The organism is Caballeronia arvi (assembly GCF_001544695.2).
Taxonomy (GTDB): domain Bacteria; phylum Pseudomonadota; class Gammaproteobacteria; order Burkholderiales; family Burkholderiaceae; genus Caballeronia; species Caballeronia arvi.
Genome location: NZ_FCOM02000001.1, coordinates 484,250 through 507,737, shown reverse-complemented (window position 1 = coordinate 507,737; position 23,488 = coordinate 484,250). Strand labels below are relative to the sequence as shown.

Sequence of the window (23,488 nt, the reverse complement as noted above, 5' to 3'; positions counted from 1 at the left end):
CGGTATAACGCGCGGCTTACAGGAACGTTGACGGCGCTTTCGACTTGTTTCGCCCTGTTGCTTCCTGTTGCATTTGGCCTTTTTTCCGACGCTTTTATCGCGTGCGGTCCCTGACCGGCGTGCGGATGGTCGCGATGCCGTCCGCGATCTGCTGCGCGAAAACGAGCGCCTCGACGATCGTGCCGAAGACTTCCGCGCGTATTTTGTCGTCGGTCAGGCGCATCAGATACGACGGGTGATAGGTCGGCACGATGATGTGCCCCTTGTGCTCGATGGTCTTGCCGAGATACTCGGACAGCGCCGTGCGATGCCCCGTGAGCGCCTTCAGCGCCGTTGCGCCGAGCGCGACGACCACTTTCGGCGCGATGCGCTTCAGTTCTTCCTCGAGCCAGAAGCGGCAGGCCTCGCGCTCGCGCTGCGCGGGCGCGAGATGCGCGCGCTCCTCGCCGTGCGCTTCCCATTTGAAGTGCTTCACCGCGTTGGTCAGATACAGCGATTCGCGCGACAGCGCGGCCTCGGTGAGCACTTCGTCGAGCAGCGCGCCCGCCGTGCCGACGAACGGCTTGCCCTCGCGGTCTTCCTGATCGCCCGGCTGCTCGCCGACCAGCATCACGCGCGCATTAGCGGGGCCGACGCCCGGCACGGCCTGCGTCGCGTTGCGCCAGAGCGCGCAGCGCTTGCACGCGTCGAGCGACGGCGGTTCCGTGAGCAGCGTGCCTTTGATCGGCTCCAGATCCGTGTTGATGGCCACTTCCATCTCGGGCGGCACGTTGCGCGGATGACGGTCGCGCCGCGCATACGGATCGGCGCGGGAGATCAGCGCTGGATCGGTGCGCGCGTTCTCCGGGCTTTTCCAGTAGCGCACCGGCATGTGCGACGCCATTTCGGCCGCGTTCTCCTGCGCCGGCGCGAAGGTGCTCTCGTAGTAAGCGAGCCAGAGCGCCTCGATGGCGTCGCCGCTCACCGCCTCGCCGCTCATCGCGGTGTCGCCGAAATCCATCGGCTTTTCTTCCGGCTCGCTCGTGCGGTCCACGCGCAGGAGCGCGCCGTCCCAGAAGGCGGCGCCGTGCGGCGTGGCGATCATCCACGTGGCGTTGCCCATGCGCGTGGCGAAGTGCAGCGCGGCGTGCTCCAGCAGGTCGTGCACCGGCTCGAACCAGCTGATGAACTCGGGCGGCCCGAGCGACGAGTCACGATGCCGGAAGCGCAGCACCTTGCGCATCTCGCGCTCTTCGGCTTCGACCGTTTCGATCATCCGGTGCAGCCGCAGACCGTCCGCATCCTGCGGCGACGCGATTGCCCGATCGCCCTGCGTCCAGCGCCACAGCGCCTTGTAGAGGAACGGCCAGCGGTCCGGCGCGCGATAGCACGCCGCCGTTTCGAGCATGGCGAGGAATTCGCGCGCGATCTTGACCGGCTTTTTCGCGTTCGGGTCCACCGAGCCGGGCGGGGGCGGAACGATGGAACCGAACACCGTTGCCGATGCATCGGTTTCTCGCCAGAACACGTCTTCCGGCCGCACGCCTTCCTCGAGCAGATTGCGCGCTTCGGTACGCCAGGCAGCAAACGACGGATCGAGGATGACGCTTTTCATCGGAGAAGAGAATCAGAAAAGTACTGTATATCCATACAGTAATTCTAGCGATGTCCGTTGCTTTCGGGCAATTATTTGGAGACGGTCGTGCCCTTTTATGCGGCGTCGATGCGAAAAACGATGGGAACGGTCATTGCTGAAATCGATCCATCGCGGCCGCCGATTGCCTTGTCGAGGGCGGCCGGACAACATCGAACCCGGAGCCGACATGCTTGCGATCGTCATCCCTGCCCACAACGAAGCCGCGCATATCGGCGCGTGCGTGGCGGCTGCGCGCCACGCCGCGAATCATCATCAATTGCTCGGAGAAGAGGCGCGCGTGATCGTCGTGCTCGATAGCTGCACCGACGAGACCGGCGTCATTGCGCGAACGCTCGGCGCGGATGTGACGTGCGTCGACGCGCGCAATGTCGGCATGGCGCGCGCGCACGGGGCCGAGCGGGCGCTGGCGCTGGGCGCACGCTGGCTCGCGTTCACCGACGCCGATACGACCGTCGCGGAAGACTGGCTCGTGCGCCAGCTCGACTGCTGCGCGGACGCGGTGTGCGGCGTGATCGGCGTGCATGACTGGACGCCGCATGTCGGCGCGGTGCGCGAGCACTTCGGACGGACTTATACCGATGCGGACGGGCATCGGCATATTCATGGCGCGAATCTGGGTGTGTCGGCGCAAGCGTATGTGCGCGCGGGCGGATTCCCGCCGCTGGAATCGAGCGAGGATGTGGCGCTCGTCGAGGCGCTCGTCGCGAGCGGTGCGCGCATCGAGTGGAGCGCGTCGCCGCGCGTGGTGACGAGCGCGCGAACGGATTTTCGGGCGAAGAAGGGATTCGGCGCGACGCTGCTCGAAGTCAGTAAGCGCTATCTGCCGATCGGCGCCGACGCCGCCGAATCATCGACTATGGCGGTGATTGCGGCGTGACGCCTCAGTTGGTCATCATGTCCGTGCCGCGCCTGAGCCGCGGGCAAGAAGGAATTCGTCCAGTTGCTCGAACGTCTCGGGCATCGCCTCGTCCATGCCCTCGATGGCGACGTCGAGCGCTTCCTTCGACGGATAGAGCTCGCGCATCACCAGCAGCGTCTTGCCGTCTTTTTCCTCGAAGGTCACCGTCGTGACGGCGCCATCGTCGCTTTCCTCGTTGGTCCAGACGAGGCGGGCGTTCGGCACCACTTCGAGATACCTGCCGAAGAACGCCAGGGGCGCCGCGGCCTTCGGGTGAGCGAACTCCAGGCGATAGCTGCCGCCGACACGAACATCCTGTTCGCAGGAAAGCAGCGTCGCGCCGCTCGACTTCGGCACCCACCACTGCCTGAACAGCTCGGGCGTGGTCCACGCTTCGAACACGAGCCGCGGCGGGGCGTCGAAGATTCGCGTGATGACCAGTTCGCGCTCGGACTTCCGTTCCGATGTCGTGCGGTGGCTCGTGCGGGCGGGCTCATTCTCTTTTCTTGCGACCATCACGTTGCTCCTTGCGTTTGAGTTCCTCGATGACCGTGTCCAGCGCGTCGAAGCGCGCGGCCCACATCTGGCGATAGTTTTCGATCCAGGCCGACTCTTCCTCGAGACGGCGCGAGCCAAGCCTGCAGGTCCGCACGCGTCCCACTTTCTCCGTGGTAACGAGCTCCGCCCGCTCCAGTATGCCGATGTGCTTTTTCATGCCCGTGAGGGTCATGTGGAACCGTTCGGCGAGGTCCGTGACCGACGCGTCGGCGCGCATCAACTGCTCCAGCACGCCGCGCCGGGTGGGGTCCGACAGCGCGGCGAACGAGGCGTCGAAACGAGCTTGTTGAGAATACTGAGCCATTTGGTTCAGTATTGCACGCGCATCGGCGGCAGGCAAGGGGACGCAGCGCTCGCGCGTTGCCCGAATTCCCGCCTCAACGTCTCGTGCGCGCCCGCGTCGACTCGGCGACTGCATCGCGCACACACGCCGACATCCATTCCGACGCGCGCATGCGCGCCGCACTCGCGGGTCTCGCGATCACCAGCGGCTGAATCACCGTCGATTCCTGAATCGGGCACTCGACCACGAGCGGCGATTGCGTCGCCGCCGGGCTTTGCGTGATCAGCAGCGACACGCCGAGCCCGCTCGCGACCATCGCGCGAACCAGTTCGATCGACGCGGCCCGATAGCGGACGTTCGGCGACAAGCCGCACTGCCAGAACGGCGTCATCAGGAAATCGCGGCTCTGCGGCAGGTCGATCAGAATGAACGGCTCCGCCGCGAGATCGCGCAGCGAGACGGCGCGCTTGCGCTTCGCGAGGCGCGAGCCTGCCGGCACGAGCCCGTACGGCCGCAGTTCGGCGAGGCATTCCCGCTCGATGTCGTCGGGCAGGCCCACGTCGTACATCAGCGCGAAGTCGATCTGTCGCTTGCGCAGCCACGTCTCGAGTTGCGGCAAATCCCCTTCGACGAAGCGCACCGACAGCCGCGGATGACGTTCGCGTGCAAGCTCCAGCGCGCGCGGCAGATACACCGGCGCGATGGTGCGAAAGACGCCGATCTGCACTTCGCCGCCATCTTCTTCGCCGATGTCGTCGGTCGCAAACGCCGATGCCGACGCCAGCAGTTGCCGCGCCTCCGCCAGCTTGCGCTCGCCGAAATGCGTGAGCGTCATGCGCGTGCCCGCGCCGCGCGTGAACAGCGGATCGTCGAACAGGGTTTCGAGTTCGCGGATCGCCACCGAGATCGACGGCTGCGACACGTTGAGCTGATTCGCCGCCGCAGTCGTGCTGCCCAGCTCGGCGGCCGCGACGAAATAGCGTAGCAACCTCAGCGAGAGAGCCATACGAAAATCCTATAGCCGTTAATTTATTCCGATATTTTATCTAATTGCCCAGCGCGCACAGAATCGACTCATCGGCCGATTTGGCCTGCTCTTCAGGAGACGATGCCGTGACTGTGTCCAGGCTGCCGCTCGACGGCATACGCGTGATCGATTTTTCCCGGGTGCTCGCGGGGCCGCTGTGTTCGGCGCTGCTCGGCGATCTCGGCGCCGACGTCATCAAGATCGAGCCGCCCGGCGGCGACGACTATCGCGCGATCGGTCCGTTCGCGCACGGCGAGAGCGGCCTATTCGGCGCGATGAACCGCAACAAGCGCAGCATCGTCATCGACCTGAAAACGGCGGACGGGCAGACGCTCGCGCAATCGCTGTGCGCGCAGGCGGACGTGGTCGTCGAAAACTTTCGCCCGGGTGTCGCCGCGCGCCTGGGCATCGGCTACGAGACCTTGTCGGCGCGACATCCGGCGCTCGTTTATGCGAGCGTGTCGGGCTTCGGACAGACCGGTCCCGAGTCGCGCCGCCCCGCCTACGACATCATCCTGCAGGCGCTGTGCGGGCTGATGGACGCCACCGGCGCACCTGATGGCGAGCCGACGCTGGTCGGCGATTCCGTGTCGGACGTCGTGAGCGGCATCTTCGCGTCGTGGGGCGTGCTGGCCGCGCTCGTCGCGCGCGATCGCACCGGCCGCGGCACGCACGTCGACGTGTCGATGTTCGACGCCACGCTGAACCTGACCGCCGGCCTCGTCGCGCGCTATGCGGCGACGGGCGTCGCGCAGTCGCGAGTCGGCAATCGTCATGCGACCTCCGCGCCGTTCGGCGCGTATCAGGCCGCGGACGGGCACTTCGTCGTCGCGGTGCTCAACAACAAGCTGTTCGCCGGGCTCGCCGACGCGATCGGACAGCCCGAGCTCGCCGCCGATCCGCGTTTCGCGAGCGACGCGTCGCGCTGTGCGCACGAAGCCGGACTGCGCGCGTGCATCGAACGATGGGCAGCGACGCGCACCGTCGCCGACGTCAATGCGGATCTGAGCGCAGCGGGCATTCCGGTCGCGCCGATCCAGAGCATCCGGCAGGCGCTCGACAGCGAGCACGCCCGAACGCGCGGCCTGCTCGTCGATGCCGCCGCCGCCGATGGCTCGACGGTGCGGCTGCCGGCCCAGCCGCTCAAGTTTTCCGCCTATCCGAATATGCGCACGACGCGCGCGCCGCGTCTCGGCGAACACACCTCGACGGTCCTCGAAGAGGTGCTCGGTCTCGACGCGGCAACCATCGCAGCTTTTGCGGCACAGGGCGTCATCGCCGAATCCATTCAGGAGAACGATCTTGTATAAGCGACTGGGCGTCAGCGACGCCGACCTCGAAATCGCGGACGCGATCGGCCGTTTCGCGCAGGCCGAACTCGCGCCGCATGCGGCGCAGATCGACCGCGAAGAAATCCCGACGACGCGCTGTGTGCGCGCGCTCGCCGAACTCGGCGTCATGGGCATGAACCTGCCCGAGCGCTGGCAGGGCGTCGGCGCGTCGCCGGCGGCGATCATCCTCGCGCTTGCCGAAATCGCGAAGGCGTGCGCGGCCACGTCGTCGATGATCGGCGCGCACTATCTCGCGACCGACTCGATTCTCATCGGCGGCTCGGATGCACTGCGCGACCGCTATCTGCCCGATGCCGCGACGGGCGTGAAGCTCGGCGCATTCGCGCTGACGGAACCGCAGGCCGGCTCCAATCCGGCGGGCATGACGACGCAAGCCCTGCGCGACGGCGACAGCTATCACATTCGCGGCGTCAAGCATTTCATCTCCAACGCGGACGCGGCACAGTTCATCGTCGTCTATGCGAAGACGTCGGCCGATAAAGGCACGCGCGGCATCAGCGCGTTCGTGGTCGACCGCGACACGCCGGGCGTGACCGTCTCGCCGCCGGAAAAGCTGATGGGCATTCACGGCGCGCCGGCGCACGAAGTCGCGCTCGACTGCGTCGTGCCCGCGGCGAACCGGCTCGGCGATGAAGGCAGCGGCTTTCGCACCGCGATGAAAGTGCTCGACAACAGCCGCCTCGACGTCGCGGCGACGAGTCTCGGCATCGCCGAAGCGGCGTTCGGCGATGCGGTCGAATGGGCGAAGCAGCGCCACGTCGGCGGCGAGCCGCTCGCGCACAAGCAAGGCCTGCAATGGACTTTCGCCGACATGAAGACGCGCCTCGAAGCCGCGTGGCTGCTGACGCTTCAGGCCGCCGCGCGGCGCGGCGCGGGCGAGCCGTTCACCGAGCTGGCGTCGATGGCCAAGCTCTATGCGTCGGAAATGGTGGCGTTCGTCACCGACGCCGCCTTGCAGGTTCACGGCGGCTACGGCTTCACGCGCGAGATGCGCATCGAGCGCCTGGTGCGCGATGCGCGAATTCTGCGGATCTACGAGGGATCGTCGGAGATCCAGCGCACGGTCATCGCGCGTTCGCTGTTCGCATGACGCGCATCGGCATTCGAAACAAGGAGACGAATCGATGAAGATTCTGGTGGCAGTCAAGCGCGTCGCCGACGCGAATGTGAAAGTGGGCGTGAAGTCCGATCAGTCGGGCGTGGACCTCGCGAACGTGAAGATGTCGGTGAATCCGTTCGATGAGATCGCCGTGGAAGCCGCGGTGCGCCTGAAGGAAGCCGGTGTCGCGACGGAAGTGATCGCCGTGAGCTGTGGCGTCGGGGAGGCGCGGGACACGCTGCGCACCGCGCTCGCGATGGGCGCGGACCGCGCGATTCTGGTCGAGTCGGATGCGGAACTGCAACCGCTCGCCGTCGCGAAACTGCTGTGGGCTGTCGCGGACAGGGAAACGCCGCAACTCATCGTGCTCGGCAAGCAGGCCATCGACGACGATTCGAATCAGACCGGCCAGATGCTCGCCGCGCTCGCCGGCCTGCCGCAAGCGACGTTCGCTTCGAGCATCTCGATCGCGGATGGCCACGCGACCGTCTCACGCGAAATCGACGGCGGCGCCGAGACGCTGTCGCTGACACTGCCCGCCGTCATCACGGCCGATCTGCGTCTGAACGAGCCGCGCTACGTCACGTTGCCGAACCTCATGAAAGCGAAGAAGAAGCCGCTCGACACGATCCGGCCGGACGAGCTCGGCGTCGATGTGACGCCGCGTTTGCAGACGCTGAAAGTCAGCGAGCCGCCCAGACGCGCCGCCGGCGTGAAGCTGCCCGACGTGCAGGCGCTGATCGGCAAGCTCAAGACCGAAGCCAGGGTTCTTTGAAGGAGACAGGGAAATGACGATTCTGATCATCGCGCAACACGACTGTGATTCGGTCGACGCGGCGACGCTCAAAACCATCGGCGCCGCGCAGAAGATCGGCGCCGACATTCATGTGCTGATCGCGGGTCACGGCGCGCAGCGCGCGGCGGATGCGGCGGCGAAGATCGCGGGCGTGTCGAACGTGCTGCTCGCCGATGCTCCGCAGCTCGAAGCCGGCCTCGCGGAGAACGTCGAGGCAACGGTGCTGCCGCTCGCGTCGCGCTACACGCACATCCTCGCGCCGGCGACGGCTTTCGGCAAGAACGTGATGCCGCGCATCGCCGCGAAGCTCGACGTCGCGCAGATCAGCGACATTACCGCCGTCGTCAGCGACGACACCTTCGAGCGCCCGGTCTACGCGGGCAACGCGATCGCGACCGTGCGCTCGGCGGATCGCATCAAGGTCGTCACCGTGCGCGCCACGAGCTTCGACGCGGTGTCAGCCGTTGGCGGCAGCGCGCCGGTGGAACGCATCGCGGCCGCGCCCGATTCCGGCCTGTCGCGTTTCGTGAGCCGCGACGCGACGAAGCTCGACCGCCCCGAGCTCACGAACGCGAGCATCGTCGTGTCGGGCGGGCGCGGTCTCGGCAGCGGCGAAAACTACGCGAAGGTGCTCGCGCCGCTCGCCGACAAGCTCGGCGCGGCGCTGGGCGCATCGCGCGCCGCCGTCGATGCGGGCTTCGTGCCGAACGATTACCAGGTCGGACAGACCGGCAAGATCGTCGCGCCCCGGTTGTATGTGGCCGTCGGGATTTCAGGGGCGATCCAGCATCTGGCCGGCATGAAGGACTCGAAGGTAATCGTCGCGATCAATAAGGATTCCGAAGCACCTATTTTCGGCATCGCCGATTACGGCATCGTCGGCGATCTGCACGAGATCGTTCCGGCGTTCATCGACGCAATCTGAATCTGAATCCCGCTCAGGAGACGAGCATGGAACGTAACACCACGATTTCCGCCGGCAATGCAACGCTCATCGAGCGCCGCTCGATCGACTACATTCCCGACGCCGAGCGTCACGGCAATCTCTTCAGCCAGTTCACGCTGTGGTTCGGCGCGAATCTGCAGGTCACGGCGGTCGTCGTCGGCGCGCTCGCAGTCGTGCTCGGCGGCGATGTGTTCTGGTCGCTGATCGGGCTGCTCATCGGCCAGGTGCTCGGCGGCGCGGTAATGGCGTTGCACGGCGCGCAAGGACCGCAGCTCGGCCTGCCGCAGATGATCTCGAGCCGCGTGCAGTTCGGCGTGTACGGCGCAATCATTCCGCTCGTGCTCGTCTGCGTGATGTATATCGGCTTTTCCGCGGGCGGCACGGTGCTCGCGGGACAGGCCATCGGCGAGTTGCTGCACACGGACAACACGACATCGATCCTGATCTTCGCGGCGCTGGTCGTGCTGCTCACCGCGCTCGGTTATCGCATCATTCACGCGATGGGCCGCGTGTCGAGCATCGTCGGCACGCTCGCGTTCCTGTATCTGTTCGCGAGCCTGCTGCACGGGCATGCGCTCGACACGCTGCTCGCCAACCGGCACTTCACCGTCGCTTCCTTCCTGCTCGCGGTCTCGCTGTCGGCGTCGTGGCAGATCGCGTACGGGCCGTATGTCGCGGATTATTCGCGCTATCTGCCGAAGTCGACCTCCGCGCTCAAGACCTTCTTCGCGGTCTTCAGCGGCACGGTGATCGGCGCGCAAGTGTCGATGACCTTCGGCGTGCTGGCCGCCGCGCTCGCCGGCGAGCGCTTTTCAGGGCACGAGGTCGGGTTCATCGTCGGGCTCGGCGCGAGCGGCGCGATTGCCGCCGTGCTCTATTTCACGATCGCGCTCGGCAAGCTGACGATCACCACGCTCAACGCATACGGCAGCGTGATGTCGGTTGCGGCCATCGTCACCGGCTTCGGCGGACAGCGCGAGATTTCCGCGCGCACGCGGCTCGTCTTCGTGCTGCTGAGCGTGGCGGCGTCGAGCGCACTCGCGCTGCTGGGACAGCACTCGTTCCTCAAGGCCTTCTCTTCGTTCCTGCTGTTCCTGCTCGTGTTCTTCACGCCGTGGAGCGCGATCAATCTCGTCGACTACTACTGGGTCACGCGCGAACGCTACGACGTGCCGGCGCTGTTCGATGTCAACGGCCGCTACGGTCGATGGAACATCGCCGGCATCACGGTCTATGCGCTCGGCGTGCTCGTGCAGATGCCGTTCGTTGCAACGGGCTTCTACACCGGTCCGTGGGTCGATGCGCTCGGCGGCGTGGACGTGTCGTGGATCGTCGGTATCGTCGTGCCGGGCCTGCTGTACTACGTCGTGTCGCGGCTTGCGAAATCGACTACGCCGGACAGGCTCATCGTGCCCACCGCGATGACCGACGCCGATTGAAGAATCGCTGTCGGCATCTGAAGCGTCAGCGAGTCATCGAGAAAATACTGCCCCAGCCCGAGAGCGGCGTCATATCCACGTCGAGCATGCGCAGCGCTTTCCACACGACGGTCGCCACCGTGTCGTAGGCGGGAATATCGGTCGCGGCTTCGAACGGGCGCGCGAGATGCGCCGCGTGCAGATTCGTGCAGAACGTTGTCACCGCGTCGGGACGGGCGAACGCGGTTTCGCGCATCATGTCCGTGAGCAGCGTGTCGGGCACTTCAGCGAAGCTGAAATTCTCGCGCAGACCCAGGTGGCGTTCCGCGACGCATTCGATGCCCAGTCTCTCGTAGTTGCGCATGATGCGCTCCTGGACATCGTCGATATAAGGTGAGACGAGCGCGAGACGCTTGACGCCCGTGCTGGCGAGAAGTTCGTTCAGCGCGAGCACCGATGTCGTGGCGGGAATGCCCGTGGCTTCCGTCAACTGACGGCACAGCGCTTCGTCGCGCTCGAAACCGAGCCATCCCGCCGACGTGCCGCTCCAGCCGATCACGTCCACGCGCGCATCGGCCAGTTGGCGGGCGGCGTCCAGAATGCGGCTCACGTCGAACTGGCCGAGCGCCTGTTGCGTCAGACTGATCTCCGTCACCGTAAAGCGCGCGAAGTGCGCGCTGGCATTCGGCAACGCACTCAGCATGGCCGAGGTGACCGGTTCGAGCGCCGTGTTGGACGAAGGCGTGAGAATGCCGAGTCTGATTCGTTTCGTTCGCATGTTTGCGTTCCTCAATCGGCGAGCAGGCGCTTCACGCCTTCGGCGGCCTGATGGCGAAGCGCGGCGAGATCGAGACCGGGGATCACGCCGTCATCGACCACCACGCGGCCGTTCACGATGTTGTAGCGCACGCGCGCGGGCTCGCCCGCCGTCACCGGCGCGACCGCGAGATCGTGGAAGCCGTAAAAGCGCGGATCGTCGATGTCGTACAGCACGAGGTCCGCGGCCTTGCCCGCTTCGAGTGTGCCGAGCGCATCGAGACCGAGCACGCCCGCGCCGCCCGCGGTGCCCCAGTGGATGATCTCCTCCACCGTGGTCGCCGACGCGCCCTGTGCCGCGCGATGCACGAGCCACGCGAAGTGCGCTTCGTGGGTCATGCTGCCCGATTCGTTCGATGCGACGCCGTCCACCGCGAGCGACATCGGCACGCCTGCCGCGGCCATCCGCGGCGCGGGCGCGATGCCGCTGCCGAGCCGCGCGTTGCTCACGGGACAGTGCGAGCAGCCGCTGCCCGTTTCGGCGAGCATCGCGATCTCGCTCGGCTCCAGATGGACGAGATGGGCGAACCACACGTCCGGTCCGAGCCATTCGTGTTCGGCGACGAACTCGACGGGCAGCTTGTCGAAGCGTTCCCGGCAGAAATCGACATAGCGCCTCGTCTCCGACAGATGCGTGTGCATGCGCAAACCCATGCGCCGCGCCGCGCGCGCGATCTCGGGCAGCAGTTCGGGCGGCAGCGAGAAGGTCGGGGTCGTTGGCGCGACCACGACGCGGCGCATCGATGCCGCGCGCGGATCGTGATAGCGCGCCTTCAGGCGCTCGATATCGGCCAGCATCTGATCGAGTGTCTCGGGCTTCAGCGCGACCTTCGAGAAGCCCGGATGATCGCCCGCCGCCTGCAGCGCGCCGCCACGGCACAGCACGAAGCGCAGGCCGAACGACGCGGCTTCGTCGAATAGCAGATCGCCGGTTTCGGTCGTGCCGTCCGCATGATAGAGATAGTGATGATCCGCGCAGGTCGTCACGCCGGACAAGAGCAGTTCCGCCATGCCGAGGCGTGCGGCGACGCGCGCGAGCTCCGACGTGAAGCGCGCGAGGCGCGGATACGGCACCGCGGCGAGCCATTCCTGCAAGTCCGCGTTGATGCCGGACGGCACCGCCTTGAGCAGGTTCTGGAACAGGTGATGATGCGTGTTCACCCATCCCGGATAGACGACGCACGAGCGCGCATCGATGACGCGTTCGTCGGCGCGTGCTTCGAGGTTCGGCGCGATGGTGTGGATCATGCCGTCGCGGATGCGGATATCGACTTGGCCCAGACGCGCGGCGTCGCCCCTCGATCCGTTCATCACCGCGACGGGATTTTTGATAAGCAATGCTTCAGTTTGCATGTTCACGATCGGTTGTCCTGGGGTTGCGTTTCACTCGCGCACCATGCTGTGCGCCGGCACGGCGTCTTCCTCGTGCGCGCCGTTCAATACTGCGTTCAGCACGACCGACACGAGGCACGCGAGCACCACGCCGCTGTGCACGAAGGGCTGCGTCCAGTCGGGCATCTGCCGGAAGACCTGCGGCGCCATGACGGGAATGAGCGCGGTCGCGATGGTGAAGCCGACGATCAGCACGTTGTAGCGATTGCGCTCGAAGTCCACTTTCGCCAGCGTCTGCACGCCGGCCGCGACCACGACGCCGAACATCGCGATGCCCGCGCCGCCGAGCGCCGCCGCCGGGGTCGACGCGACCACCGCGCCGATCTTCGGCACGAGCGCGACCACGCACATGAGCACGCCGCTCACCGCGACGACCCAGCGGCTGCGCACGCCGGTGAGAATCACGAGGCCGACGTTCTCCATGAACGCGATGAACGGGAACGCGGCGAACATGCCGGCGATCGCGCTCGCAAGGCCATTCGCGCGCATGCCGCGCACGGCGTCCTCCTCGCTGATGTTCTTGTCGACGATATCGCCGATAGCGACGAACAGCCCCATCGACTCGACCATCTGCACCACCATCACGACGATCATCGTCATGACCGGCACGATGGAGAACACCGGCATGCCGAAGTGGAAGGGCAACGGCATCGTGAACCACGGCGCCTGCGCGACGTTCGCGAAGTCGCCCATGCCGAGCGCGCAGGCGAGCACGCTGCCCGCGACGAGACCGATCAGCACGGAAAGATTGCGCAGGAACGCGTTGGCGAAGCGGTTGACGGCCAGGATCACGAGCGCAACGAACAGCGCGACGCAGAGAAAGGGCAGCGCGCCGAAGCGCTGTTGTGCGTGCTCGCCGCCGCCCGCCCATTGATACGCGACGGGAAAGAGCTGCAGCCCGATCACGGTGACGATGCAGCCCGTGACGACCGGCGGAAAGAAGCGTCGCAGGCGTCCGACGATCGGCGCGGCGAACATCGTGAAGAGGCCCGCCCCGATCACCGCGCCGCACACGCCCGCGAAGCCGACGCCCGGACTCAGGCCGATGGCGATCACCGGCCCCACGCTGCTGAATGCGACGCCCTGCAGAATCGGCAGGCGCACGCCGAACTTCCAGATGCCGACCGTTTGCAATACCGTCGAAATGCCCGAGCAGAAAAGCGCCGTGCTGATGAGCACGGTGGTGTCGGCCGGCGACATCTTCAGCGCCGACGCGACGATGAGCGGAACGGCAATCGCGCCGATATACGCGACCAGCATGTGCTGCAGGCCGAGCGTGATCATCTGCCGTTTCGGCAGGACGCGGTCGACCGGGTGTTTCTCGGTGTTCATCACGTGTCTCCTGATTATCTCTGTCCGCCGGCGCGTCGCTGTGCGCGCCGGACGCATCGCTCGTCAGGCCGCGACCGGCACGGCGAGACAGGCATGAAAGCGCGCGTTGAGCGCGGCACGGTCCAGCTCGCGTCCGATGAACACGATGCGGCTCGAACGCGGCTCGCTGCCCCACGCCTGCGCCGCCTTGAGTTCAATGATGTCGTGCACGCCCTGCAAGACATAGCGGTACGGCTGGCCTTTCACGGCGAAGATGCCCTTCATGCGGAAGAGCTTCGTCGCGTCGGATGCGCGCAGTTCGGCGAGCCATGTGTGCAGCGCGCCGAGATCGATGTCCGCGTTCACTTCGATGCCGACCGAAGAGACGCTCTCATCGTGACGATGATCGTCGTGGTGGTGATCGTCTTGATGATCGTGGTCGTGGTCCTCGTCGGCCTCGACGAGTTGCTGCGCAAACTCGTTGGCGCCTACGCCGAGAATCCTGTGCAGATCGATTTGCGCATACGTCGATTCGACGATCTCCGCCGTCGCATTGAGTGTGCGAAGCCGCTCTTTCAACGATGCGATCTGCTCCGGCGTGACGAGATCCACCTTGTTGATGACGACGCGATCCGCGCACACGATCTGATCGACCGCCTGGTTGTCGCGGCCGTCGAGCACGAGATCGTCGAGATGAGCGGCGATATGTTTCGCATCGACCATCGTCACGACGGCGTCGAGCGACACGCGCTGCGCGATGGGATCGTCGATGAAGAAGGTTTGCGCGACGGGATACGGGTCGGCGAGCCCGCTCGTCTCCACGATGATGTGATCGAGCCGTTCGGGCCGCTCGACCAGCATGCGCACGATGCGCACGAGATCCTCGCGCACCGCGCCGACGCAGCACACGCAGCCGTTGGTCATCTCGTAGATCTCTTCGGTGGATTCGAGCACGAGGCCGCCGTCGATGCCGACTTCGCCGAACTCGTTTTCGATCACCGCGATCTTGTGGCCGTGCTTCTCCTTAAGAATGTAGTTGAGCAGCGTAGTTTTTCCGGCGCCCAGAAAGCCCGTCAACACCGTGACCGGAATCTTGTCGAACGCGTTGTGAGTCGTGTGAATGTGAGTCATCGCTTCGTCTCCTTCTAGTGGGTCATGCTTCGTGTTCTTTCCAGCGCGTGACAGCGCCGCAATCGAGTCCGAACAGATCGAGTACGCGGCCGAGCGTGTGATCGATCATCGCGTCGAGCGAGGCGGGCCGCGCATAGAAGGCGGGCACCGGCGGCGCGACGATGCCGCCCATTTCAGTGACAGCGGTCATGTTGCGCAGATGCGCCAGCGTGTAAGGCGTCTCGCGTGCGAGCAGCACGAGCGGACGGCGTTCTTTAAGCGTGACATCGGCGGCGCGCGAGAGCAGGGTCGACGAGAGGCCGCTTGCGATCTCCGCGAGCGTCTTCATCGAGCAGGGCGCGACGATCATCCCGAGCGTGCGGAACGAGCCGCTCGAGATGGCGGCAGCCATGTCGTCCGCGCGATACGTGACGCTCGCGAGCGCGCTGACATCCGCGAGCTTGTGTTCGGTCTCGTGCGACATCGTCAAGAGCGCGCTGCGCGATACGGTCAGATGCGTTTCGATGTCGAGTTCGCGTAGCATTTCCAGCAGGCGCACGCCGTACACGAAGCCCGATGCGCCGCTGATGCCGACCGCGATGCGCCGCGTGCTCATCGTCCGGCTCCGTTCAGTATTTCCGTCGCGCGCCGTGCCGCCTCGTCGCCGATGCGCGCGCGTGTGCCGTCGAACGTCGCGCCGCGCGTCGCGTCGATACCCATGCGCGACGTCGTGCCGTTCGCGGACGAAGACGGATCGAGCGGACTGCCCGGCAATCCGTCGACGATGAACACATCCTCGCGCGGCTGCGCATGCGCGGCCATCGCCCATAACACTTGCGAGTCGTCGGTGATGTCGATGTCGCTGTCCACCGCGACCACATGCTTGAGGTACGGATCCCAGCCGAGCAGAGCGAGCATGATCTGCCGCGCTTCGCCGTCGCGTGCCTGGTTCAGCGCGACGTAGCAATGAAAATGCGTGCCCGAGTTCGGATAGTGCAGGGCGGTGACCGAAGGAAACCGCGCCTTCAGTTTTTCGCTCATTTCGGCTTCGCGCGGCAGGCGCGCGAGCGTCAGATGCTCGGCATACGGACCGCCGACGACATCGACGAGCCAGGCGTCGCGGCGGCGCATCATCGTATCGACGCGCAGCACGTTGTTGGTCGAGCGGTCCGACGAATAGCCGGTGAATTCGCCGAACGGGCCTTCTTCGGCGCGCGCATCCGGATCGATCGTGCCTTCCAGCACGAACTCGGCCGCGGCCGGCACGCCGATGCCATGACGCGGCGTGCGCACCAGTTCCAGCGGCGCGCCGAAGAGTCCGCCCGCAATCGCGCGCTCGTCGACGCCGAAGGGCACGCGCGCCGCCGCCGCGAGCATGAACAACGGATGCGCGCCGATGACCATCGCGACCTTCAGCGTGTCGCCGCGCGCCTTCGCCGCCTGCAGCATGCGCCACGTATGGCCGCGCGAATGCAGGCTCGTCGCGAGGGCATTGCGTGCATGGCGCATCGAACGGTGATAGCTGAGATTGGCGATGCCCGTCACCGGATCTTCCGCGACGATCACCGCGTTCGTCACATAAGGGCCGCGATCCGTGTCGAAGTGGCGGATCATCGGCAGTTGCGCGAGATCGACGCAATCGCCTTCGATGACTTCATCGAGCACGGGGCCGCTCGAAACATAGAGAGGCGTGAGCGGCGCATTCGCGCGCTGCTGATACGCGTCGAATAGTCCGCTCGCGTTCACGTCGAACAGACGCGCGATGCGTTCGCGTGAGGCAAAGAAGTTCGTCGCGAGCGGCACGCCGATACCGTCGACGTTTTCGCAGACGAGCATCGGATGCTGTCCGCGCCCGGCGAGCTGCGCGACGATCGCGGTGACGTCCTGATCGGCGGATACGGGATCGCGCAGCGTCAGCACATCGTGCGGATATCGTTCGCGGTATGCGTCCGCGAAGCAATGAAAGTCCTGCGTGGCGCGCAAGAGGTTATCGGCCATCGTGAACTCCGTTTGAGAGAAGCGAGGGCGCGTGGACGACCGCGCCCGCGTGAGGTCAGGCAGGTTGCGCGACGTCGTCGCTCTTCACGTAGGTCGCCTTCAGCCGCTTCTCCGCTTCGGCGAGATCCTTCGGCGGTTTCGTCGGTTCGATGCCGACCAGCCGCGCGATGTTGTTGCCCATGTAATCCTCGAGACCGTCTTCATCGAGATCCATGCCTTGCGGCGCGGGGCCGCACAGCATTTCGAGCTCGCGCAGCCACATGCCCGGTTCGTTGGGCGGCGAATCCGTGCCGAACACGATCTTGTTGCGCGGCAGCTCGCGCGCAAACTCGACGATGCGCGACTGATAGCACCAGCCCGATTCGCAATACACGTTGGGCGTGTCCATCGCCATCCAGAAGGCTTCGAACGAGTAATTGCCGCCCGTCTGAATCCCGAAGTGACCGATGATGAAGTTCACCATCGGGAACTCGCGGATGATCGGATAGAACTGCGTCGGAATCGTGTACGGCCCGTCGCCGGTATGGATCAGCACGACGACGCCCAGCTCCGCGCACTTCTTCATCGCCGGACGCAGCCAGTCGAGCGCGCGATCCGGCCGGTAGCCGTGCATGTTCGCGTGCAGCTTGAGCATCTTGAAGCCGTACTCCTTCACGTGGAATTCGAGTTCGGCCGCGCCGTTCTCCGGACCCCAGCGCGGGTTGTACGTGAAGTTGCCGATGAAGCGGTCCGGATACTTCTGCGTCAGCTCCGCGATATACGCCATGTAATCGCGAATGCCTTCGCGGCCGCGCCGGTTGCCGTCGCGATAGCCGGTATTGCCGGGCGGCGGCTGGATGAAGCCCATGTCGATGCGGCGCGGCTTGCCGTTGATGATGTACGGTCCGTCCATCATCTTCAGAAGACGCTCGCCGGTGAAAGGCTCGCCCGTATGACGCCAGGCTTCGTCGACGAGATTGGTCGGATGCAGATGGGTATCGATGATCATCAACGGGCTCCTGCGTAGTCGGCTTCTTTACATTGATCGAGATAGGCCTGTGCTTCCTGCACGGTCTTCGGCCGCGCGGTCGGCTCGATGCCGAGCATGCGCGCGAGGTTGTTGCCGAGATAGTCCTCCAGCGTGTCCTCGTCGAGATTGAGACCTTGCGGCGGTTCGTGACACAGCACTTCGAGCAGACGCAGCCACATGCCGGGCTCGTTGGGCGGCGTGTCGGAACCATAGAGAATCTTGTGCGTGGGCAGCACCTTCGCGAACTCGACGATGCGCGATTGCAGGCACCAGCTCGATTCGCAATACACGTTGGGCGTGTCGAGCGCCATCTGATACGGCTCGAAGCAATACACGCCGCCGGTCTGCACGCCGAAGTGCGCCATGATGAACGGCACCGACGGAAACTCGCGAATCAGCGGATACCATTCGCTCGGGATGCTGTACGGGCCGTCGCCGGTGTGCAGCTTCACGATCAGTCCGAGGTCCGCGCATTTGCGCAGCGCGGGACGCAGCCAGTCGAGCGCGCGGTCAGGACGATACGCGTGCATGTTGGCCTGCAACTGCACCATCCTGAAGCCATGCTCCTTCGCATAGAACTCGATCGCATCGGCGCCGTTCTCGGGACCGCAGCGCGGGTTATAGACGAAACACCCGAGCAGGCGGTCGGGATACTTCTGCGTCAGCTCGACGGTGTAGGCCATGTAGTCGTCGATCGACTCGCGGCCGGAGCGCACGCCGTCGGTCCACGTATAGATGGTGTTGCCTTGCGGCGGCTGAATGAAGGCCTTGTCGATGCGGCGCGGCTTGCCGTTGATGATGTACGGCCCGTCCATCACCTCGATGAGGCGCTCGCCCGAAAAGGGCTCGCCGTCATGGCGCCAGGCGAGGTCGACGAGATTGGTCGGATAACAGCTTGTGTCGATGATCATTGTTCTCGATCTCCTTGAGGGGAACTGGCATGTCCAGTTGCCGGATCGCGGGCAGGCGCATCGATGGAACGAAAGCCCTTGCAGGCTTGCCCCATGCGGCCTTTTGCAAGACGCCATGGCAACGCGTCTTCCCCTCGCCGGCATCGAGTGTCACACTGATGTGCACTGCTGCTTGCGATGCAGTCTCACAAGTAACGGGCGCTCTGTACAATATTTTTTGACCACGATCTTGATACGTTGACGATATGGACATGCGGCTCTTGCGGTACTTCGCGGTGCTTGCCGACGAACTGCATTTCGGCCGCGCAGCCGCGCGGCTGCACATTTCGCAGCCTCCGCTGAGCCAGCAGATCCGCATCCTCGAAGAGGAGATGGGCACGGCGCTCTTCCTGCGCTCACAGCATCGTGTCGAACTGACCGAGGCAGGGAAAACACTGAAGGGACAGGCGCCGCTGATCTTCGCGCAGTTCGAGCGCGCGATCGATCTCACGCGTTGCGCGGGGCGCGGCGAAGTGGGACGTCTGGAGATCGGCGTCATCAGCTCGGCGATGGTCGAGCCGATTCCGCGCACGCTCGGCGTGTTCGCGCGCAGGCATCCGCAAGTGCGCTGGACGCTGCATGAAATGACGCCCGCCGCGCAGATTCAGGCGTTGAAAGAGCGCCGGCTCGACGTGTGTTTCTTTCGCGTGTCGCACGACGATCCGGAGATCGGCAGCGAAGTCGTGTTCCGCGAATCCGCGGTCGTGGCGTTGCCGCTCGCACATCCGTGCGCATCGCGCGATGAGGTCGAGTTGCGCGAACTCCAGGCGGAGCGTTTTCTTTCGTTCGGACTATTGGAGTCGCAGCTCGCGCGCTTTCTGCGCGAGTGCTGTGTCGAAGCGGGTTTCACGCCGCGCATCGAGCAGGAAGTCGTGGAACTGCATACGCTGCTGTGCCTCGTGCGCGAAGGACTCGGCGTCGCGCTGGTGCCTTCGTCGGCGCAGCAGTTGTCGGGTGGCGGCGTCGCGTTCGTGCCGCTTGCCGCGCCATCGCCCGAAGTGTCGCTGCATGCGCGGTATCGTGCAGAAACGCCGTCTCCGGTGCTCGCCCGGTTTCTCGAAACCGTGCGCGAAGTGGCTATGGCCGATCGGCCGGACTGACCGTGCGCGCAACGAGCTCGCGGATCGCGTCGACGAGCGGCGCCACGCGCGCCGCTTTGTCTTGCGGCCAGACGGCATAGAGGTTGTAGTGCGTCGGAATCTCCACTTTCGTGAGCTCGATCAGCCTGCCGTCGCGTCGCGCATCGGCGGCGAGCAGGCCGCACGCGAGTCCCGCGCCCACGCCCGCGCTCGCCGCCGCGATCAGTCCCGCCGCGTTGTCGAAGACGGCGATCGCTTCGGGCTCGGCCGGGGGCAGGCCGGCGGCGTCGAGCCACGGAATCCATGAGCGCTTCGTGTAGCCGAGCAAGGGAAGGCCGAACACCTGTTCCGGCGTGAGCGGCGCGTCGAGCCCGCGCGCCTTCAGAAGCTCGGGCGAACCCACGACGGTCAGTCGGTCGCCGCAGATCAGCGCGTTTTCGAAGCCGTCCCATTCGCCATAGCCGTAGCGCAGCGCGAGATCCACGCGTTCGAACGCGCTGCGATCATGGCGTGGCGCGGACAACAGCGTCAGCGACGTGCCCGTCAGTCCATCGAGCAAGGCGGGCAGCCGCGCGACGAGCCAGCTTTGCGCGAGCTCCGGATCGACATCGAGGGTGATCGACTGCTTCACCGCGCGCTCTTTCACGAACGACAAGGCGCGGTCGATCTGCTCGAAGCCATCGGCAAGCTGATTGGCGAACAGCGCGCCCGCGTCGGTCAGCACGACGCGCGCGCCTTCCCGTACGAACAACGGCTGCCCGACGAAATCCTCCAGCGTGCGGATCTGCTGGCTGATCGCGCTGTGCGTGAGCGACAACTGGCGCGCCGCGCTCGAAAAGCTGCCGGCGCGCGCGGCCTGCAGAAAAGCCTGCATCGACTGGATCGAAGGGTAGCGCTTCAGCATGGGTGTTAGCCGGGCTTACGGATGATGGAAGAAATCGTCGCTGGCGCGGTGCGCGGCGGCTTTCGATAATGCCCGCAGGCACGACGACATCAGGAGACAGCGCATGATCGAGATCATCGTCAACGACACGCGGCACCCGCTCGACAATGTACCGGAAGACATGCCCCTGTTGTGGGTGCTGCGCGACCGGATCGGTCTGACCGGGACTAAGTTCGGCTGCGGCGGCGGCTTCTGCGGCGCGTGCACGGTGCATCTGGACGGCGAGGCGGTGCGCGCCTGCCTGTTGCCGATCGCGGCCGTCGCGGGCAGGCGCATCACGACGATAGAAGGCTTGTCGAAGGACGGCACGCATCCGTTGCAGCGTGCGTGGGTCGCCGAAGACGTGCCGCAGTGCGGCTACTGTCAGTCGGGGCAATTGATGCAGGCGGCTGCGTTCCTGAAGGGCCGGGCATCCGTGAGCGATGACGAGATCACCGCGGCGATGTCGGGCAATATCTGCCGCTGCGGCACGTATGCGCGGATTCGAAAAGCCATCCGTCGCGCGGCATCGGAGGCCTGAATGCACATCGACGATCAGGCCTTCACGAATGCGCACGGCGCCGCGCGGCGTCGTTTCATCGCGCAGAGCTCGGCGTTGCTGGCGTCGGGGCTGGCAATCGGATTTCAGTTACCCGAGGCCCTCGCGAAATCCGCCGGCGCGACCGGCGAAACACGTCCGCAAAAGGGCGAATTCGAACCCAACGCATGGGTCCGTGTGCTGCCCGACGATACGATCAAGCTCGTCGTCCACAAGCACGATTCGGGCACCGGCACGCGCACCGCACTGGCGGCGGTGGTCGCCGAGGAACTCGATGTCGATCCGTTCCGCATCGACGTGATCACGCCCGAGAATCCTTTCTACGCGGACTATATTCATCCGTTGTGGAAGGTGTTTTCGACGGGCGGAAGCACGAGCGTGTCGCTCGAATACGATCGGCTGCGGCATGCGGGCGCGACCGCGCGCGCCATGCTGATAGCGGCGGCCGCGCAACAGTGGAAGGTGGCGCCGTCCGCCTGCTCGACCGACAACGGCTTCGTGATCGACAAGACGAGCGGCGCGCGCGCGAGTTATGGATCGCTCGCGGTGATCGCGGCGAGTCTGCCCGCGCCGAAGGACGTGCCGTTGAAAGATCCGTCGCAGTTCAAATACATCGGCAAGCTGCGCAAGAAGCGCGGCGCCGCGCAGAAGACGACGGGCGCGTTTCAGTACAGCATCGACGTGCACTTGCCCGGCATGCTGGTGGCCGTCGTCACGCGCGCGCCCGTGATCGATGCGCGGGTGCGCAGCGTCGATGCAAAAGCCGCGCTGGCGGTCCCCGGCGTGCGCCGCGTGCTGCCGATACCGGGCCGTCCCGATGTGCTCGGCGGCAATCAGGCGGGCGTCGCCGTCATCGCCGACGACTACTGGTCCGCGCACAAGGGACAGGCTGCGCTGCATGTCGAATGGGAAGACAGTCCGTTCGAGAACTTCGATAGCCGCGACCTCTCGGCGCGACAGGCCGCCTGGCTCGACGACCCCGAAGCGCGCGTCGTTCCGACCGTGAAGAACGGCGATGCCGCGTCGATCCTCAGGCGCGGCCCGCGTCTGATCGAGGCTTCCTATTCGATGCCGTACAAGGCGCAGAATCCGCTCGAACCCATCAATGTGACGGCGTGGGCGAAGGATGGCGGCATCGAGTATTGGGGCGGATTGCAGGTGCCGTCGACGGTGCAGGAGGCGGCCGAAGTCATCGGCCATATTCCGGCGGATCGCGTCGTGCTGCACGAGCTCGTGTCGGGCGGCAGCTTCGGGGCGCGCGAATCGAAATACTGGCTGTTCGAAGTGACCTGGCTCGCGCTGCAAACCGGCAAGCCCATCAAGCTGATGAACAGCCGCGAAGACGAGATGCGCGCGCTTTTCTATCACTCGGCGAGCCATCATCGCGGACGTGCCGTGCTCGATGCGCGCGGCAATCTGTCCGCGCTGGAGCTGCGCGCCGTGATGCCGGCGTCGCCGGAGCAATGGGAACCGGGCTATTTCGACCGGCCCGATCGCATGGATTACAGCACCACGGAAGCGATCAGCAAGTATGAGTTCGCGTATGGCGCGCCGCATGTCGATATCGGCTGGGTGCGTCACGAGACGGGCGTGCCGACCGGCTGGTATCGCGCCGTGAGCTATATCCCGAACGTGTTCGCGGTCGAGTCGTTCATGGACGAAGCGGCGCATGCGGGACATCGCGATCCCGTCGATTTTCGCATCGCGCACATGAAGGATGCGCGCCATGCCGCCGTGCTGCGCGACGCCGCCGCGCGCGCCGGATGGGGCAAGCCGATGCCGCATGGCACCGCGCTCGGCGTCGCGACGAATCGGGCCTATGGCAGCTATATCGCGGTGATTGCGCGCGTGGCGCGCCGCAAGGACGGCATCGTGATCGAGAAGCTGACGTGCGTCGCCGATTGCGGGCTGGCAGTGTCGCCGGGTGGCGTCGAGGAGCAGCTCTACGGCGGGCTCATGTGGGGTCTCGGACATGCGCTGGCCGATCGCATCGAGATTCGCCACGGACGGGTTCAGCAGACGAACTTCGATTCGTATCGCGTGATGCGCATGAGTGATTTGCCCGAGATCGATATCGTCATCGTGCAGGGCGATCCGGCGAAACCCGGCGGCGTCGGCGAATTGTCGAGCCCTTCGGTGGCGCCAGCGGTTGCAAATGCGGTGTTCAGGCTGAGCGGCAAGCGGCTGCGCGAAACGCCGTTCGATTTGCGATCCGTCTAGCGGGGCACGCATTTCGGCTGGGGCTTGCGCGAGGCCGATTGAAAACGAGGCGGGAAGGACTATTCTCTAGTCTGACGTTCGGCATCCCGGACGCATTTCACCCGCCGTT

General features: G+C 65.5%; 22 protein-coding genes. 9 read left to right on the top strand and 13 right to left on the bottom strand.

The genetic code is table 11. The features are described from left to right. Positions 1 to 94 precede the first annotated feature (94 nt). Positions 95 to 1,594, bottom strand: a complete 1,500-nt coding sequence (locus AWB74_RS02215) for a UdgX family uracil-DNA binding protein (protein ID WP_061145095.1) — start codon at positions 1,592 to 1,594, stop codon at positions 95 to 97. Between the two features lie 208 nt (positions 1,595 to 1,802). On the opposite strand from AWB74_RS02215, the gene AWB74_RS02210 reads away from it, so the two are divergent. Beyond that, positions 1,803 to 2,513, top strand: a complete 711-nt coding sequence (locus AWB74_RS02210) for a glycosyltransferase (protein WP_061145094.1) — start codon at positions 1,803 to 1,805, stop codon at positions 2,511 to 2,513. A gap of 15 nt (positions 2,514 to 2,528) precedes the next feature. On the opposite strand, the gene AWB74_RS02205 is transcribed toward AWB74_RS02210, so the two are convergent. From AWB74_RS02205 to AWB74_RS02195, 3 genes are read right to left on the bottom strand one after another with little or no spacing between them, the layout of a single operon-like run. Further along, positions 2,529 to 3,050: an SRPBCC family protein gene (locus tag AWB74_RS02205; RefSeq protein ID WP_061145093.1), complete on the bottom strand. Its 522-nt coding sequence runs from the start codon at positions 3,048 to 3,050 to the stop codon at positions 2,529 to 2,531. Further along, entirely contained in the window at positions 3,028 to 3,432 is a 405-nt protein-coding gene (locus tag AWB74_RS02200) for an ArsR/SmtB family transcription factor (protein ID WP_235024457.1), read from the bottom strand. The genes AWB74_RS02205 and AWB74_RS02200 overlap by 23 nt, the downstream gene beginning before the upstream one ends. A gap of 37 nt (positions 3,433 to 3,469) precedes the next feature. Next, entirely contained in the window at positions 3,470 to 4,381 is a 912-nt protein-coding gene (locus tag AWB74_RS02195) for a LysR substrate-binding domain-containing protein (protein ID WP_061145092.1), read from the bottom strand. 107 nt (positions 4,382 to 4,488) lie between these two features. Between AWB74_RS02195 and AWB74_RS02190 the strand changes: the two genes are divergently transcribed. The 5 genes from AWB74_RS02190 to AWB74_RS02170 are packed head-to-tail and all read left to right on the top strand — an operon-like array spanning position 4,489 to position 10,034. After that, entirely contained in the window at positions 4,489 to 5,712 is a 1,224-nt protein-coding gene (locus AWB74_RS02190) for a CaiB/BaiF CoA transferase family protein (RefSeq protein ID WP_061145091.1), read from the top strand. Next, positions 5,705 to 6,844, top strand: coding sequence for an acyl-CoA dehydrogenase family protein (locus tag AWB74_RS02185; protein ID WP_200821908.1), 1,140 nt, complete (start codon positions 5,705 to 5,707; stop codon positions 6,842 to 6,844). Before AWB74_RS02190 ends, AWB74_RS02185 begins: the two co-directional genes overlap by 8 nt. A gap of 34 nt (positions 6,845 to 6,878) precedes the next feature. Then, positions 6,879 to 7,628 carry an electron transfer flavoprotein subunit beta/FixA family protein gene (locus AWB74_RS02180; protein ID WP_061145090.1) on the top strand — a complete coding sequence of 250 codons (750 nt, stop codon included), beginning with the start codon at positions 6,879 to 6,881 and terminating at the stop codon, positions 7,626 to 7,628. A 13-nt stretch (positions 7,629 to 7,641) separates the two neighbouring features. Then, on the top strand, positions 7,642 to 8,574 hold the full coding sequence (locus tag AWB74_RS02175; RefSeq protein WP_061145089.1) for an electron transfer flavoprotein subunit alpha/FixB family protein: 933 nt from the start codon (positions 7,642 to 7,644) through the stop codon (positions 8,572 to 8,574). Positions 8,575 to 8,600: 26 nt separating this feature from the next. Next, positions 8,601 to 10,034, top strand: a complete 1,434-nt coding sequence (locus AWB74_RS02170) for a purine-cytosine permease family protein (protein ID WP_061145088.1) — start codon at positions 8,601 to 8,603, stop codon at positions 10,032 to 10,034. A 25-nt stretch (positions 10,035 to 10,059) separates the two neighbouring features. On the opposite strand, the gene AWB74_RS02165 is transcribed toward AWB74_RS02170, so the two are convergent. The 8 genes from AWB74_RS02165 to AWB74_RS02130 form a co-directional block, all read right to left on the bottom strand. Then, the gene (locus AWB74_RS02165) at positions 10,060 to 10,791 is read right to left on the bottom strand and encodes a maleate cis-trans isomerase family protein (protein WP_061145087.1); all 732 of its coding nucleotides are present in this window, start codon (positions 10,789 to 10,791) and stop codon (positions 10,060 to 10,062) included. Positions 10,792 to 10,802: 11 nt separating this feature from the next. Beyond that, positions 10,803 to 12,182 carry an amidohydrolase family protein gene (locus tag AWB74_RS02160; RefSeq protein ID WP_407642389.1) on the bottom strand — a complete coding sequence of 460 codons (1,380 nt, stop codon included), beginning with the start codon at positions 12,180 to 12,182 and terminating at the stop codon, positions 10,803 to 10,805. A 30-nt stretch (positions 12,183 to 12,212) separates the two neighbouring features. After that, on the bottom strand, positions 12,213 to 13,553 hold the full coding sequence (locus AWB74_RS02155) for a nucleobase:cation symporter-2 family protein (protein WP_061145085.1): 1,341 nt from the start codon (positions 13,551 to 13,553) through the stop codon (positions 12,213 to 12,215). A gap of 63 nt (positions 13,554 to 13,616) precedes the next feature. Next, the gene (locus tag AWB74_RS02150) at positions 13,617 to 14,663 is read right to left on the bottom strand and encodes a CobW family GTP-binding protein (protein WP_061145084.1); all 1,047 of its coding nucleotides are present in this window, start codon (positions 14,661 to 14,663) and stop codon (positions 13,617 to 13,619) included. Between the two features lie 22 nt (positions 14,664 to 14,685). Then, entirely contained in the window at positions 14,686 to 15,258 is a 573-nt protein-coding gene (locus AWB74_RS02145; protein WP_061145083.1) for a UbiX family flavin prenyltransferase, read from the bottom strand. Then, on the bottom strand, positions 15,255 to 16,640 hold the full coding sequence (locus AWB74_RS02140) for a UbiD family decarboxylase (protein ID WP_061145082.1): 1,386 nt from the start codon (positions 16,638 to 16,640) through the stop codon (positions 15,255 to 15,257). The genes AWB74_RS02145 and AWB74_RS02140 overlap by 4 nt, the downstream gene beginning before the upstream one ends. A 55-nt stretch (positions 16,641 to 16,695) precedes the next feature. Further along, positions 16,696 to 17,628 (bottom strand): amidohydrolase family protein, encoded by a 933-nt coding sequence (locus AWB74_RS02135; protein WP_061145081.1) that lies wholly within the window; start codon positions 17,626 to 17,628, stop codon positions 16,696 to 16,698. Next, positions 17,628 to 18,560, bottom strand: coding sequence for an amidohydrolase family protein (locus AWB74_RS02130; protein WP_061145080.1), 933 nt, complete (start codon positions 18,558 to 18,560; stop codon positions 17,628 to 17,630). The genes AWB74_RS02135 and AWB74_RS02130 overlap by 1 nt, the downstream gene beginning before the upstream one ends. A 245-nt stretch (positions 18,561 to 18,805) precedes the next feature. Between AWB74_RS02130 and AWB74_RS02125 the strand changes: the two genes are divergently transcribed. After that, complete coding sequence (locus AWB74_RS02125) at positions 18,806 to 19,699, top strand: LysR substrate-binding domain-containing protein (protein WP_061145079.1); 894 nt, start codon at positions 18,806 to 18,808, stop codon at positions 19,697 to 19,699. Here AWB74_RS02125 and AWB74_RS02120 read toward each other — a convergent pair. Further along, a complete protein-coding gene (locus AWB74_RS02120) occupies positions 19,677 to 20,582 on the bottom strand; it encodes a LysR substrate-binding domain-containing protein (protein WP_061145078.1) in 906 nt (301 codons plus the stop codon). The two genes, AWB74_RS02125 and AWB74_RS02120, sit on opposite strands and share 23 nt — an antisense overlap. Before the next feature lie 103 nt (positions 20,583 to 20,685). Here AWB74_RS02120 and AWB74_RS02115 point away from each other — a divergent pair, with 103 nt between their 5' ends. Further along, a complete protein-coding gene (locus AWB74_RS02115) occupies positions 20,686 to 21,141 on the top strand; it encodes a (2Fe-2S)-binding protein (RefSeq protein WP_061145077.1) in 456 nt (151 codons plus the stop codon). After that, positions 21,142 to 23,379, top strand: a complete 2,238-nt coding sequence (locus AWB74_RS02110) for a xanthine dehydrogenase family protein molybdopterin-binding subunit (RefSeq protein ID WP_061145076.1) — start codon at positions 21,142 to 21,144, stop codon at positions 23,377 to 23,379. It begins immediately after the preceding gene. The last annotated feature ends 109 nt before the right edge of the window (positions 23,380 to 23,488 follow it).

Excerpts from the sequence above, each read along its gene's own strand:
- AWB74_RS02215 (WP_061145095.1), bottom strand. The coding sequence starts at position 1,594 with ATGAAAAGCGTCATCCTCGATCCGTCGTTTGCTGCCTGGCGTACCGAA.
- AWB74_RS02210 (WP_061145094.1), top strand. The coding sequence starts at position 1,803 with ATGCTTGCGATCGTCATCCCTGCCCACAACGAAGCCGCGCATATCGGC.
- AWB74_RS02205 (WP_061145093.1), bottom strand. The coding sequence starts at position 3,050 with ATGGTCGCAAGAAAAGAGAATGAGCCCGCCCGCACGAGCCACCGCACG.
- AWB74_RS02195 (WP_061145092.1), bottom strand. The coding sequence starts at position 4,381 with ATGGCTCTCTCGCTGAGGTTGCTACGCTATTTCGTCGCGGCCGCCGAG.
- AWB74_RS02180 (WP_061145090.1), top strand. The coding sequence starts at position 6,879 with ATGAAGATTCTGGTGGCAGTCAAGCGCGTCGCCGACGCGAATGTGAAA.
- AWB74_RS02175 (WP_061145089.1), top strand. The coding sequence starts at position 7,642 with ATGACGATTCTGATCATCGCGCAACACGACTGTGATTCGGTCGACGCG.
- AWB74_RS02170 (WP_061145088.1), top strand. The coding sequence starts at position 8,601 with ATGGAACGTAACACCACGATTTCCGCCGGCAATGCAACGCTCATCGAG.
- AWB74_RS02165 (WP_061145087.1), bottom strand. The coding sequence starts at position 10,791 with ATGCGAACGAAACGAATCAGACTCGGCATTCTCACGCCTTCGTCCAAC.
- AWB74_RS02160 (WP_407642389.1), bottom strand. The coding sequence starts at position 12,182 with ATGCAAACTGAAGCATTGCTTATCAAAAATCCCGTCGCGGTGATGAAC.
- AWB74_RS02155 (WP_061145085.1), bottom strand. The coding sequence starts at position 13,553 with ATGAACACCGAGAAACACCCGGTCGACCGCGTCCTGCCGAAACGGCAG.
- AWB74_RS02150 (WP_061145084.1), bottom strand. The coding sequence starts at position 14,663 with ATGACTCACATTCACACGACTCACAACGCGTTCGACAAGATTCCGGTC.
- AWB74_RS02145 (WP_061145083.1), bottom strand. The coding sequence starts at position 15,258 with ATGAGCACGCGGCGCATCGCGGTCGGCATCAGCGGCGCATCGGGCTTC.
- AWB74_RS02140 (WP_061145082.1), bottom strand. The coding sequence starts at position 16,640 with ATGGCCGATAACCTCTTGCGCGCCACGCAGGACTTTCATTGCTTCGCG.
- AWB74_RS02135 (WP_061145081.1), bottom strand. The coding sequence starts at position 17,628 with ATGATCATCGATACCCATCTGCATCCGACCAATCTCGTCGACGAAGCC.
- AWB74_RS02130 (WP_061145080.1), bottom strand. The coding sequence starts at position 18,560 with ATGATCATCGACACAAGCTGTTATCCGACCAATCTCGTCGACCTCGCC.
- AWB74_RS02125 (WP_061145079.1), top strand. The coding sequence starts at position 18,806 with ATGGACATGCGGCTCTTGCGGTACTTCGCGGTGCTTGCCGACGAACTG.
- AWB74_RS02120 (WP_061145078.1), bottom strand. The coding sequence starts at position 20,582 with ATGCTGAAGCGCTACCCTTCGATCCAGTCGATGCAGGCTTTTCTGCAG.
- AWB74_RS02115 (WP_061145077.1), top strand. The coding sequence starts at position 20,686 with ATGATCGAGATCATCGTCAACGACACGCGGCACCCGCTCGACAATGTA.
- AWB74_RS02110 (WP_061145076.1), top strand. The coding sequence starts at position 21,142 with ATGCACATCGACGATCAGGCCTTCACGAATGCGCACGGCGCCGCGCGG.